Below are 13,310 nucleotides of genomic sequence, written 5' to 3'. Positions count from 1 at the left end.
GGGGAGGATGACGGAAACGCATCTACTGCATTGAATTAATTGTTCGTTCCTGCGGTAGTCAGGCGCGTTTCAATTCCTTGATGGGCCGTCACATGGGCCTTCATGGTCCGCATCGCGGCCTTTCCTCCATGAATTCGATTGTCTGCTCTGGCGTGGCGGATAGATTTTACCCGAGTGCCTCGGTGACGAGGCACTCGGAGCGTCAACGCCAATTAAAAACATAATTTAAAACAAAAAGTTGTGAGGGGATTTTCAGTGAAGAATGTATGCAAGTTCGTTCTTGCCACGACGGCGCTTGCCTGGACCATGCCGGTTCTGGCGCAGGAGGTCGAAGGGCAGGACAATGCGTCTTCGGTCGGTTTCGAGGATATCGTTGTGACCGCGCAGCGGCGTGAAGAAGGGCTGCAGTCGGTTCCCGTCGCGGTGACCGCGCTTTCGGCGGACACGCTCGACACGCTGCGCGTCACCAACGTCCGCAACCTAGCAAGTATCGCCCCCAATTTGCAGGTGACCGCGCAGGGCCAGCAGACGATTCCGCTGATCAGCATTCGCGGCATCACCTCGGGATCATCCACCAACTCGGTCGACCCGAAGGCGGGCATGTATCTGAACGGCGTCTATGTCGGCCGTTCGGTGGGTGCGATTTTCGACCTCGCGGATATCGAGCGCGTCGAAGTGCTGCGCGGTCCGCAGGGCACGCTGTTCGGCCGCAACGCGACCGCAGGCGCGATCAGCATCGTCACTGCGCCGCCGACCGGCGAATTCGGCGTGAAGCAGCTTGTATCTTACGGCAACGACAATGCGTTCCGCGCCCGCACGGTGCTGAACCTGCCCGAACTGGGCGCGCTGAGCCTCAAGATCGCCTATCTGCACGACGAGATCGACGGCGATGTGAAGAACCTGATCGGCGGCAAGACCATCGATCTCAGCCTGCGCGCGCCGGAATTCGGAACGCTGCGCTTTGCCGATACGCTGGGCGCCAAGAACACCGACGCGCTGCAGGTTGCCGCACGGCTGAAGGCGGCGGATAATGTGACCATCGATTATAATTACGATTATACCGATTCCCGCACCAGTGGCCGCGCGGTGCAGCTGTTCGGCACGATGGGGACCACGAAAGCGCTGCACGATGCTGTTCTGGGGTTTCAGCCCATCACCGGCGGCACCACCAACCTGTCGCATGATCGCCTTGATGCAGTCGCCAACGGTACCAGCGTCGATCATCTGACGGTGCAGGGCCATAACCTCACAGTCACCTGGGATCAGAGCGATGCGGTGAGCGTGAAGAGCATCACCGCGTTCCGCAAGTTCAAGCAGCGCCCGGTGATGCACGATCTGGCGGCAACCGGTGGGTTGCGTTTTTCGGCGGCGCAGTGGGGAGCGCTGCTGGGCGGACAGGTCGGCGCGATTGCCGGGCTTCCGGTTGGCGAGGATGATACCTTCTATTCGCTGCTGACCGGGCGTTCGGCCTCGCAGAAGCAGTTCACGCAGGAACTGCAGTTCGTGGTGACGCAGGAAGCGTTCGACCTGGTGGCGGGCGCATTTTATTTCCATGAGAAAGCGCCGGCGGTGGACGTTCTTGGTGTTTTTCAGCCGGTCACCGATGGTGTCGTGATCCCCAATGCCGGGTTGGACATGGCGTTTGGAAGCGGCACGACACGCACCGTGGCGATCAACGATTCGCTCGCTTTTTATGGGCAAGGCACGCTGCATCTCAGCGATACGCTCGACTTCGCTGCGGGCCTTCGCTTCACCACCGACGATCGCCAGACCAACCTGATTTCGGTGTCGGGCGCACAGGGCGGAAACCTCAAGCCGGGCACTTATAAGAGTTCGTATCAGCGGCTGAACTATGCCGCGATCCTGACCTGGAAGCCGAACGACGCGCTGACCGCCTATGGGCGTGTTTCGACGGCCTATGCGGCGGGTGGCATCATGAACGCGATCCCATTCGGCCCGGAATCGGTAACGTCCTATGAAGTCGGCGTGAAATCGCAGTGGCTGAACAATCGCCTGCGCGCCAATGCGGCGTTCTTCTACAGTGATTACAAGGATATCCAGGTTACGAACTTCATCGATGGTGTCCAGTCGCTCCTGAATGCAGGCAAGGCGGAGATCCCCGGGTTTGAAATGGAACTGGATGCACTGCCCACGGAATGGCTCTCGGTCGGTGCCAGCGTCGGCTATGCCGACTTCAAATATAAGGAATATGTGATCGGCGGCGTGGATATCGCCGATATTTCCAAGCCGGTTTACCTGTCGAAATGGACCACCCGGCTTTACGGCCAGGTGACGCTGCCCGAGATGGACGGCGGTGCCAGCCCGTTTGCACGCATCGATGCGAAATGGCGCTCGGACTCGCGGCTCGTCAACCCGCTGCCCGCCGATCCGGTGCTTGCCGATATTGCGATCACCAAGGCCTATTGGCTGGTCGATGGGCGCGTTGGGGTTTCGTCCATCCCGCTCGGCAACATCAAGGTCGATGTATCCGCATTCGGGCAGAACCTGTTCAACAAGAAATATTATTCTTTTGGCGCGCCCGCGATCGGCCTGACCGGCATTTACGACCGCGACCGCAGCTATGGAATTGAATTGACCGCCGCCTTCTAACCCTTCGGAAGGGTGGTCAAATCGGCCGGGAGCGGAGTTCGGTTCCGCTTCCGGCCTTTTTTATGTCGTTCGCGGCCGGGCGATGTTGCGCAGCGGGCTGGTATCCATTTCGCGCGCGGCGAACAGGCTGGTGTACCATTTGCCCGAAAGGCGTGAATTGGGACGATCCTCTTCGACCAGCGCCAAGAGTTCGAGCCGGACATATTCCATCAGCTCGTCGAGCCGCGACAGGCCGACCGGGGACAGCTTGAAGGTGTTCGACGTGTACATCGCATCGGCCGAAATATAGTCCATCTCGACGAACTGCCGTTTCAGATGGCGGTCGAAATGCGCGCGCATCGGGCCGCGCCGCCATGCCGCCTGGCGATGGATGAGCGCGCGGGTGCGTCCGCTCGGCAGCCGATCGATGAGGGCGAGCCGTTCGAGCCGTTCGAGCTTTTCCTCGACCGCCCGGCGCGGGATGCCGAAATCGACAATCGCATCCTCGGGCGCGCCGCCACCCAATATGTGGAAGAAGATGAAGGACAGGAAGGCATCTTCGGTGAGCGCCTGTTCCTGTGCGAGCGTAAGCTGTTCGGACAGATCGGCAGGGGGACGGCAGGCGCGTTCGGCAAGCTCGCTGAGGCTGGTGCCGGCCAGCAGGCAGAGATCCTCCAGCCGGTCAGCGGACAGCCCGTCGCCCGCGAGCCAGCGCTTGACGCTGGTTTCGCCGACATCCAGCGCTTGCGCGATCGAGCGTATTCCGTGGCCCGCCACCTTCAGATCGCTTTTCAGCTGCGAAAGCAGGGCAGGAAGCTGGCGTTTCTGGCGGGCGCTCATGCAAATCTCCATTGGTCCGTACTGCGGGCTTCTGTGGCCCGTCTGGCAGCCTTGTTCCCATGGCCTCGATTGTTCGGTCAAGCGCCGCTGGTAAATTTGACGGCGAAGGGCAGGCGCCGGCCGGTTGAACGGCGGCGCACTGTGAAACCCCAGTGAAGAGGAGAGCGAAATGCCGTCCATTCTTATTCGCAACGGAACCGTGGTCGATGGCACCGGCGCGCCGGCCTATAAGGCCGATGTCCGCGTGGTTGACGGCCTGATCGCCGAAATCGGCGCCAATCTCGATGTAAATGGCAACCGCGTGATCGAGGCCGATGGGTGCCAGGTCACCCCCGGCTTCATCGAAAGCCACACCCATTATGACGGCACCATGTGGTGGCAACCCGACCTTGAGCCATTGCCGAGCTATGGCGCGACGACCGTGATCCTGGGCAATTGCGGCTTTAGCCCGGCGCCGATCTCCAACGACCAGGCCGCCCAGCTGGAAATGATCAAGATCTTCTCGTTCTTCGAGGATATCCCCGAGCAGCTGTTCATCAAGAACATGCCCTGGGACTGGCGCAAATGGTCTGAATATAAGCAGTCGATGCAGAAGCATGTCCGCGTTCCGGCCAATTACGCGGCCTTTGTCGGTCATATCGCAATCCGCCTGGCGGTGATGGGGCTCGATGCCTGGGAACGCGTGGCCACGCCCGACGAAATTGCCAAGATGGCCGAGCTGCTCGATGACGCGCTGGCCGCCGGTGCGCTGGGGCTGTCGGACAATCTGCTCGATTATGACGGCGAAGGCCGACCGATCCCGACGCTGGTGGCCGACGACGCCGAGTTCGAGGCGCTGTTCGAGGTGATCGAGCGCTATCCCGGCACCACCTACCAGGTGATCGTCGACATCTTCATGCGCAAGACCGGCCCGGAATCGATCGACCGCCTGGCCCGCCTGACCAAGGGCCGCAAGATCCGCATGCAGGTGGCCGGCGCGATCCCGACGCTCGAATTCCAGAAGGATGTGCTGCCCGTCATGCAGGCGCAGGTCGATCGCCTGCAGGCCGAAGGCTATGACATCTGGCCCGGTTACTCGCACGTGTCGCCCACGCAGACGATCTCGATCGACCGTTCGCTGATCTTTGCCCAGTCGAACGACTATGTCTGGCATGAAGTGGTGCTGGCCAAGGATCCGGCCGAAAAGACCCGTTTGCTGAACGATGCCGACTGGCGCGCGCGGGCCCGGGTAAGCTGGGACAATGAAGTGTGGAAGCATTCGCCCTTCGCGAATCCGCAGTCGCTGCACCTGCGCAACTCGGAAAACGGCTATGGCCCGATCAACCTGACGCTTGAGGCATATGCCGCGAGCCGTGGGCTGCATGCATCGGACGCGATGGCCGAATGGATCCTCAACAACGGGCTCGGATCGACCGTGCACATGGCGCCGTTCGCCAAGGACGAGGATGTGACCGTTGCGTTGCTCAACCATCCGCAGACGGTGGGCAATATCTCCGACGCGGGCGCGCATCTCCAGATGTTCTGTGGTGCGGGCGAGAATATCCTGCTGCTGACGAAATATGTGGCCGAGGGCCGCATTTCGCTGGAGCAGGCGATCCATGTGATGACGGGCAAGCTCGCCAATTTCTTCGGCCTTGCCGATCGCGGCGTGATCGCGGTGGGCAAGCGCGCCGACATCACCGTCTTCCACCTCGATGAAATCGACCGCCGCGAGGAATATAAGCGGTTCGATGTGCCGATGGGCGATTACAAGGTCAGCTGGCGCTACACCCGCGACGCCGCGCCCATGCGGATGACGATGGTGAACGGTGTGCCTACCTTTATCGATGGCCGCTTCACCGGCGCGATGGCAGGCGAGTTCCTTTCCCCGGCCGCCGAAGACGAAGCGATGCGGATCGCCGCCGAATAAGGCGCGGTTCGAGGATCGGGGCCGGGTGGTTCAGGACTGCCCGGCCTGTTCCCATAGCTCGATCGCATTACCCTCCGGATCGTGGATCCGCGCAAAGCGGCCGACGACGGGATCGTCCCATTCGGGTTTGGTGATCGCTTCGATCCCCGCCGCGTTCAGCGCCGTCAGCATCGCATCAAGCCCCGACACACGAAAATTGACCATGAACGGCTTGTCCGCGGCGAAATAATCGGAGTTGTGCGGGAAGGGGGAGAAGACCACCGGGCCGCCCAGCGTCTGCCAGATCCATTCATTGGCTTCGCCATCCGAACCCTCAGCAACGCAACCGCCACCGACGCCCAGATGTTCGCGGTACCAGGCCGCCAGCGCCTTTGGATCGCGGGCGCGGAAGAACAGGCCACCTATTCCCAAGACCGGCATATCGATTTCCTTTCGAGCAGGGTCGGTATCCATCCTGCCCCGGAACGCGGGCGAGTGCACAGAGGTTTCCTTAAAGTGCCCTCCACACCCGCAAGTGCCTGATTGCATCGGGTGGTCGCTTATCGCACCAAGGTCACGAAACGAAACCAGGGAACGGAAGAGGATGCCAATGTCTCCCAATGAAGTCGCCGATCATCTCGCGCTGCGGCAGACCGCCGAGCTTTATGCGGTTGGCGCGGATCGCCGCGACAAGGCGATCTGGTCGCAGGTGCTGACCGACGATATCGAGATTACCGGTCCCGGCTTCGGCTCGAAGGGGATCGAGGATGTGCTGAAGAGCCTCGACTATCTCGCGCAATTCTATGCCAAGACGCAGCACCGCGTGCACAACCAGATCGTGTCGATCGATGGCGATAGCGCGACGGGCGAAACCTATAGCACCGCCGATCACCTCACCATCACCGACGGCAAGGGTGAACTGCTTTGCTGGTCGATCCGCTATCAGGATCAGTGGCGCAAGGTGGACGGGGCGTGGCGCTTCAGCCGCCGCGAACTGATTGTCGACTGGGAGGAAAAACGCGCGCTCTAAGGCGCGATTCATAGGAGAGGATGCACAGATGACGGAAAAATCCGCAAAGCTTGCAGGCAAGGTCGCGCTCGTCACGGGCGCCAGCCATGGTATCGGTGAGGCGTCGGCCCTGGAACTGGTGCGCGACGGCGCTGCCGTTGTGCTGATGGGGCGAACGGCGGATGCGCTGGCCAGGGCGAAGGCCGGGCTGGAAGCCGCCGTTCCCGGTGCTCGGGTGGAAATGGTGACGGGCGATGCGCTGAGCGTGCCCGATTTCGAACGGGCGGTGGACGTTGCGCGCGGCATCACGGGGACGATCGATATCGTCGTCAGCACCATTGGCGGCGGTGGTTTCAAGCCGCTGTTGATGCAGGACGTGGATGGCCTGCGAAACGAACTGGACCTCAACATCACCTCGGCATTCATCGCGATGCGCTACAGCGCGCCGCACATGCCGCGCGGCGGGAGCATCGTGTGCATTTCGTCGACCGCCGGGGTTACCGCATTCCCGTGGCTTTCGGCCTATTGCGCGGGCAAGGCCGGGCTTGAGGGGCTGATCCGCACCGCTGCGGACGAGCTTTCCTATGCGGGCATCCGCGTGAATGCCGTGCGGCCGGGCATGACCAAGAGCAACGCGACGGCGGGCATGTTCGACGCCAAGGACGTGATTGACGGCTTTATCGAGCAGATCCCGCTTCAGCGCACGGGCGTACCGTCTGACATCGGGCAGGCGGTGCGTTTCCTGGCAGGCCCGGAATCGGGCTGGATGACCGGGCAGAGCTTTGCCGTCGATGGCGGGCATGAACTGCGCCGCAATCCCGACCTGAGCCCCATGGTCGCGCATGTGTTCGGCGAAGACGCTTTCAAACAGGTTCTGGCGGGTCAGTCGCCCGACGCGCAATAAGCCGTTACCGTCGGTCAACTGATCAAACTGCGTCAGGGTTTTGAGAATTCTTAACCCTGACGCCTTATTGTCCGGCGTATGAGTTCCCCCGTGCCGATATTGCAGGCAATGCAGTTCGATCCTGCCACCTTGCTGACGGCGGCTGCGGGCGCGCTGCTGATGTTTGCGCTGGTGAGCATTGTCGCGCGGATGCGCGATCGCCGGCTGATCGACCATCTCTTGTGGAGCGGGACGTTCCTGCTGGCCGCGCTCGGCTTTGTGCTGTTGCTGGTGGCGCCGGCGGAATCGCGGGCGATTGGGCGGGTCTGTTCCAACATCCTTTTTCTGCTGGCTTATGGCATGGGGCATGCCGCCGCGCGGCGTATGGCGGGACGGGCACCGCAGCCCGGCGTTGCGGTTGCGGGTGGCGTGATCTGGGCCGTGCTGAGCTGGGGCATTGATATCGATCCGGCGCTGCGCATGCCGATCGCATCCGCGATCATCGCGCTTTACGCATTCGGGATCGCGGCGGAATTCCGTCGGGGAGCGGACCCCGATGAGCCTGCGCGTCGCGTCGCGATGTGGCTGTGCCTGGCGCATGGCGGCTTTTATATCGGCCGCGCGCTTTTCGGCCCGCATTTCGGGCTGGGCATAAGGTGGAACGAGAATGCGCTGAGCCTGTGGGGCGCGATCATGGCGTTCGAGGCGATCCTGTTCGCAGGCGCGCTCGCGATGCTCGTCTTTGCGATGGCGCGCGAGCGCGCGGGGCTTGCCGCACGGCGGCTGGCGGCGACCGACGCGCTGACCGGCATTGCCAACCGGCGCGATTTCAACAGCGTCGCCCCCGCGATATTGGCGGATGAGAAGGCTGCGCCCGTAGTGTTGCTGTTGCTCGATGTGGACGGGTTCAAGGCGGTGAACGACCGGCACGGCCATGAGGCGGGAGACCAGTTGCTGATCGGGCTGGTTGCCATCATCGCGGCGGAACTAGACGAGCCTGACTATTTCTGGCGGCTGGGCGGCGATGAATTCGCGATCCTGCTGCGCGCAAGCGACCGTGCCAGCGCGCGCGCGCTGGCGGAGCGGGTGCGGCAACGGGTTGCGACGCATGGCTGCTGGGGTGACAGGAGCGGAATTCGCGTATCGGTGACGCTTGGGATCGCCGTGCACGAGCCGGGTATGACGCTAGACAAGCTCGTCCGCCATGCCGATCTCGCGCTTTACCGCGGCAAGGCCCAAGGGCGCAACCGCACCTTTGAGCATGATCCGCACCTCGCCTCACGCGCGGCCTGACGATCCGTTTTTCGGGGCGCGCACTGCCCGTTCGGGTGGCGCGAAAAGGCCGGTGGGCCGGATGGCGGCCGATGCCGCGCAATCTATTTGGCAATACTATCTGCGGGTATCGGCGGGCCCCCTGCGTTCAGGAAGCCCGATCCGACCCGGACGGGATCAGCCGTTCAGCTTGTCCTTGACGGCCTTGGCAGCCGTGAAGCCCAGCTTCTTCGAAGCGGCGATCTGGATGGTTTCGCCGGTCGCGGGATTGCGGCCTTCGCGGGCGGCGCTTTCCTTGACCTTGAACTTGCCGAAGCCGTTGATGGCGATTTCTTCGCCAGCGGCAGCTGCATCGGTGATCGCGGCGAAGACAGCGTCGACAACCTTGCGGGCATCAGCCTTGGTCAGGCCGTTGTCGGCTGCAATTTTCTCGGCGAGGTCGCTGTTGTTCACGAAAGGTCCTTTCTCATTAATTGTGGGCGCTCTCTAGCGGTGTGTCGGGGCGCTGGTCCAGCCTCTACGAAGCCCCGAATGCCGGATTTTTGCGCCTTTGATCGCGATCCAGCGCATTTGACCATGAATTTTACCATGTTAGCAGGCGTTGTGACGGGGGACAGGGGGCGGCGATGGCCTTGATCGCGCCGGAATAACGCTTCAGCATGACCGACGCGCCACGCTCGATTGCATTGGGGCAAGGGATATTATATTTACACATGTGTAAATAATAGGCGCGGTGAGAGCCTTGGTTCGGGAAAGGATGAAGCCTGTGGAGCATTTCGACGTCCTGATCGTCGGCGCCGGCATTTCCGGTATTGGCGCCGCCTGCCACCTGCGCGCGAACTGCCCCGACAAGAGTTTCCTGATCCTTGAAGGCCGGCCCAATCTGGGGGGGACCTGGGATCTGTTCCGCTATCCCGGCATCCGTTCGGATTCCGACATGTACACGCTTGGCTATGCGTTCAAACCATGGACCAACGCCAAGGCGATTGCCGATGGGCCAGCGATCCTCAACTATCTGCATGAAACCGTTGATGAAAATGGCCTTGCGCCGCATATTCGTTACCAGCGGCAGGCCAAGGCCGCGAGTTGGTCCACCGCCGAGGCGCGCTGGACGGTGGAGATCGCCTGCCGCGATACCGGCGCCGTCGAGCGGGTGACCTGCAACTTCCTTTTCATGTGCAGCGGATATTATAATTACGAGGCGGGCTATACGCCCGAATTCGAAGGTGTGGAGGCGTTTCGCGGGCGGATCGTCCATCCCCAGAAATGGACCGACGATATCGATTATTCGGGCAAGCGCGTCGTCGTGATCGGCAGCGGCGCGACGGCGGTGACGCTGGTACCCGAAATGGCCAAACAGGCCGGGCATGTCACGATGCTGCAGCGATCGCCCACCTATGTCGTTTCGCGCCCGGCCGAGGACAAGATCGCAAACAGCCTGAGGCGGCACCTTCCGGCGAAGCTGGCATATGGCATAACCCGCTGGAAGAATGTGCTGCTGGGCATGGCGCTTTACAAATTGGCGCGGTCGCGGCCCGAAAAGGTGAAGGGCAAGATCGTCGAGGCCGCGCGCGGTGCGCTTGGGCCCGATTACGATGTCGAGACGCATTTCACGCCGCGCTACAACCCGTGGGACCAGCGTGTCTGCCTGGTTCCCGATGGCGATCTGTTTCACGCCATTCGCGACGGTCAGGCATCGGTGGTGACCGATCGGATCGCGCGTTTTACCGAAAATGGTATCCTGCTGGAATCGGGAAAAGAATTGCCCGCTGACCTTGTCGTGACCGCGACGGGGCTGAGCCTTCAGTTGATGAGCGATATCGCGCTGAGCGTCGACGGCAAGCCGGTCGATGCGTCGAAGGCATTGAACTACAAAGGAATGATGTTCAGCGGTATTCCCAATCTGGCATCGACTTTTGGCTATACCAATGCGTCCTGGACGTTGAAGGCGGATCTGACCGCGCTTTATGTCTGCCGCTTGCTCCAGCACATGGATCGCAGCGGCTGGCGGCAATGCACGCCGATGCTTGATGATCCGAGCGTGACCGAGGAGCCGTTCCTCGATTTCACCTCGGGCTATGTCCAGCGCGCGCTCGAGAAATTCCCGCGGCAGGGATCGAAAAAGCCGTGGAAGCTGTACCAGAATTATGTGCTCGATGTGTTCGCGCTCAAATGGGGCAAGGTGGATGACGGCACGATGGTGTTTTCCAACCGCGACGCCGATGTAAGAAAGGGGGCTGTTCGCACCCTGAGCACCGGCGAGCCGGTGAACCTTGTCGCACAGTAAAAAAACCTCGGGAAATTACGGATCAGCGGGAAAAAATTCCTAGAATAAGCGCAGTAGTATTCCCTCGCTGAGGCTGAGGGTGTGGCTTATGAAAGGAATGTTATGAGCACGCGGGAAGTGGCCGATCGCCTTGAATTTTGCGAAATGGGCGAGGGCCAGCGTGCCATTCTGGCGACTGCGAAGCCGGTACTGGAAAAATGCATCGGTCCGGCGCTCGATCGTTTCTATGCGCGCGCCGCACGGACGCCAGAAACTGCGAAGTTCTTCAAGGACCACAATCATATGAGCCGCGCCAAATCGGCGCAGGTGGGACATTGGCAGACGATTCTGAGCGGCCGCTTCGACGAGGAATATTATGAGAGCGTGCGCCGCATCGGATCGGTCCATGCGCGCATCGGCTTGTCGCCGCGCTGGTATATTGGTGGATATTCGCTGATCGTCGAGGAATTGATCAAGGGGATCGAGCGGGGCTATTCGCCGCTGCGCCAGCTTTTCCGGCTGGGGCGTGGCCCCGGTCCGGCGACTGTGGCGGCCGCCGTCGTCAAGGCGGCGCTGCTCGATATGGAACTGTCGATCTCGATCTATTTCGAGGTTGCGGACAATGAGCGGCAGGAGGCAATCAGCCGCGCGGGGCGGGCGCTTGCCGGTCTTGCTGACGGTAATCTTGTCGATGCGCTGGACGGGCTGCCGACCAATTTCGCGGCACTTTCGGCATCTTATAACGATGCGATCGCCAAGCTGCGCCAGACGATCCACACGGTGTCGCGCAGCGCCGAGGGCATCCAGACGGGATCGCGCGAGATTGCGCAGGCATCGGAAGATCTGGCGCGCCGCACCGAAAGCAACGCCGCGAGCCTTGAGCAGGCGAGCGCGACGCTGGTTCAGGTTGAGGAGCGGGTGAAGGTGACTGCCGCCAATGCGCGCTCGACCGCCGAGGGCGCCGATCTTGCGATCAATGCCGTGGAGGAAGGCCGTTCGATCGCGGAAACCGCAGTGCAGGCAATGGCGCGGGTGAGCGAAAGCGCACGCGGGATCGATCAGGTGATCGAGGGTGTCGACAAGATCGCGTTCCAGACGCGGGTTCTGGCCATGAACGCGGCAGTCGAGGCGGGCCGTGCAGGTGAGGCCGGGCGCGGTTTCGCCGTGGTAGCCGATCTGGTCAGCTCGCTTGCCATGCGTTCGGAAGAGGAAGCTCGTCGTGCGCGCGGTGGCCTGACGGCAACCCAGGCCGAGATCGCTTCGGCGGTGGATGCGGTGACGCGGGTCGACCGCGCGCTTGAGGGGATTTCGTCCGAAGTGGGCAAGGTGCACGGGCTTTTGGGCCAGATGTCGAGCGACAATACCGCCCAGTCCAACGCGATTTCCGAAATCACCGAGACGATCGGCGTGATGGATCGTTCGACCCAGCAGAACGCGGCGATGGTGGAAGAAACTTCGGCCGCCGCGCGCAACCTTTCCGATGAGGTGAGCGTACTGGCATCGCAGACCAACCAGTTCCGTACGGACGAGCAAGCTGCCGCAATTCGCGCACGCAGGGCAGCCTGATCAACCTTTTGCCCTGTGGAGGGAAAACTGCACCGCCCGGGCAATGCCCGGGCGGTTTTTTTATTCGGTGGGGCGGGAGACATTTTCATTGTCACCGCGCGCCAATTCGGGCTTTTAGCGATCCATGACCATGATCCGCCCCCGCCGCAGCGCCCTGTATCTGCCCGCTTCCAACGCCCGCGCGATTGAAAAGGCGCGCACGCTTGATGCCGACGTCGTCATCCTCGATCTGGAAGATGCGGTGGCGCCGGAAATGAAGCTGGCGGCGCGCGATGCTGCGGTGGCGGCCGCGCGCGAAGGCGGTTTTGGAAACCGCGAACTGGTGATCCGCGTGAACGGGCTCGATACCGAATGGGGGCGGGATGACCTTGCCGCCGTGGCGCATTCGAATGCGGATGCCGTGCTTGCCCCCAAGGTCAGCTCCGCCGAGGATGTGGCACGCTATGCTGCCGGGCTGGGTGGCAAGCCGCTCTGGGCGATGATCGAGACGTGCGCTGCCATGTTCCAGCTGGCGCCGATTGCCTCTGCCGCACGCGCCGCCAGGCTTGAATGCTTCGTGATGGGGACCAACGATCTCGCCAAGGAAATGCGGATCCGCCTCACGGCCGATCGCACGCCCTTTCACCCCTTTCTGTCAATGTCGGTTGCGGCGGCGCGCATGGCAGGGATCGCGGTGCTCGACGGTGTGTGCAACGCGATCGAGGATGTGGCGCAATTGCAGGCAGCGTGCGCGGAAGGAGTCGCCTTTGGCTTTGACGGCAAGACGCTGATCCACCCGGCGCAGATCGCGATTGCCAATGCCGCCTTTGCCCCGAGCGAAGCCGAACTGGCTGAGGCACAGGCGATCATAGCGGCCTTTGCCGATCCCGAAAACGCGGGCAAGGGCGCGATCCGTGTGAATGGCAAGATGACCGAGCGGCTTCATCTGGTGCAGGCCGAGCAGGCCGTGGCGGTTGCCGCGGCCATTGCCGCGCGCTGATCTGCGGAGACAGGCGAA

General features: G+C 62.0%; 11 protein-coding genes. 8 read left to right on the top strand and 3 right to left on the bottom strand.

Annotated features, from left to right (window positions below):
• Nucleotides 1-255: 255 nt before the first annotated feature.
• Nucleotides 256-2,610 carry a TonB-dependent receptor gene (locus tag QYC26_RS03170; RefSeq protein ID WP_317513951.1) on the top strand — a complete coding sequence of 785 codons (2,355 nt, stop codon included), beginning with the start codon at nucleotides 256-258 and terminating at the stop codon, nucleotides 2,608-2,610.
• Between the two features lie 60 nt (nucleotides 2,611-2,670).
• On the opposite strand, the gene QYC26_RS03165 is transcribed toward QYC26_RS03170, so the two are convergent.
• A complete protein-coding gene (locus QYC26_RS03165; protein ID WP_317513950.1) occupies nucleotides 2,671-3,429 on the bottom strand; it encodes an XRE family transcriptional regulator in 759 nt (252 codons plus the stop codon).
• 169 nt (nucleotides 3,430-3,598) lie between these two features.
• Between QYC26_RS03165 and QYC26_RS03160 the strand changes: the two genes are divergently transcribed.
• Nucleotides 3,599-5,338 carry an N-acyl-D-amino-acid deacylase family protein gene (locus tag QYC26_RS03160; RefSeq protein WP_317513949.1) on the top strand — a complete coding sequence of 580 codons (1,740 nt, stop codon included), beginning with the start codon at nucleotides 3,599-3,601 and terminating at the stop codon, nucleotides 5,336-5,338.
• Nucleotides 5,339-5,368: 30 nt separating this feature from the next.
• Here the strand turns inward: QYC26_RS03160 and QYC26_RS03155 are convergent, their stop codons facing one another.
• Complete coding sequence (locus QYC26_RS03155; RefSeq protein ID WP_317513948.1) at nucleotides 5,369-5,758, bottom strand: VOC family protein; 390 nt, start codon at nucleotides 5,756-5,758, stop codon at nucleotides 5,369-5,371.
• Nucleotides 5,759-5,927: 169 nt separating this feature from the next.
• Between QYC26_RS03155 and QYC26_RS03150 the strand changes: the two genes are divergently transcribed.
• From QYC26_RS03150 to QYC26_RS03140, 3 genes are all read left to right on the top strand, one after another.
• Entirely contained in the window at nucleotides 5,928-6,347 is a 420-nt protein-coding gene (locus QYC26_RS03150; protein ID WP_317513947.1) for a nuclear transport factor 2 family protein, read from the top strand.
• 28 nt (nucleotides 6,348-6,375) lie between these two features.
• Nucleotides 6,376-7,230: an SDR family oxidoreductase gene (locus QYC26_RS03145; RefSeq protein ID WP_317513946.1), complete on the top strand. Its 855-nt coding sequence runs from the start codon at nucleotides 6,376-6,378 to the stop codon at nucleotides 7,228-7,230.
• 90 nt (nucleotides 7,231-7,320) lie between these two features.
• Nucleotides 7,321-8,502, top strand: a complete 1,182-nt coding sequence (locus QYC26_RS03140; RefSeq protein ID WP_317513945.1) for a GGDEF domain-containing protein — start codon at nucleotides 7,321-7,323, stop codon at nucleotides 8,500-8,502.
• A gap of 156 nt (nucleotides 8,503-8,658) precedes the next feature.
• On the opposite strand, the gene QYC26_RS03135 is transcribed toward QYC26_RS03140, so the two are convergent.
• Nucleotides 8,659-8,934 (bottom strand): HU family DNA-binding protein, encoded by a 276-nt coding sequence (locus QYC26_RS03135; RefSeq protein WP_317513944.1) that lies wholly within the window; start codon nucleotides 8,932-8,934, stop codon nucleotides 8,659-8,661.
• Nucleotides 8,935-9,247: 313 nt separating this feature from the next.
• Here QYC26_RS03135 and QYC26_RS03130 point away from each other — a divergent pair, with 313 nt between their 5' ends.
• From QYC26_RS03130 to QYC26_RS03120, 3 genes are all read left to right on the top strand, one after another.
• Nucleotides 9,248-10,768, top strand: coding sequence for a flavin-containing monooxygenase (locus QYC26_RS03130; RefSeq protein ID WP_411197621.1), 1,521 nt, complete (start codon nucleotides 9,248-9,250; stop codon nucleotides 10,766-10,768).
• A 102-nt stretch (nucleotides 10,769-10,870) separates the two neighbouring features.
• Complete coding sequence (locus QYC26_RS03125) at nucleotides 10,871-12,313, top strand: globin-coupled sensor protein (RefSeq protein WP_317513942.1); 1,443 nt, start codon at nucleotides 10,871-10,873, stop codon at nucleotides 12,311-12,313.
• 130 nt (nucleotides 12,314-12,443) lie between these two features.
• Nucleotides 12,444-13,292, top strand: a complete 849-nt coding sequence (locus QYC26_RS03120; RefSeq protein ID WP_411197620.1) for an HpcH/HpaI aldolase/citrate lyase family protein — start codon at nucleotides 12,444-12,446, stop codon at nucleotides 13,290-13,292.
• Nucleotides 13,293-13,310 lie beyond the last annotated feature (18 nt).

This window comes from Sphingomonas sp. C3-2 (assembly GCF_033025475.1).
Taxonomy (GTDB): Bacteria; Pseudomonadota; Alphaproteobacteria; order Sphingomonadales; family Sphingomonadaceae; genus Sphingobium_A.
Note: the sequence above shows the minus strand (reverse complement) of the source record. Positions and strands in the feature narration are given on the sequence as shown.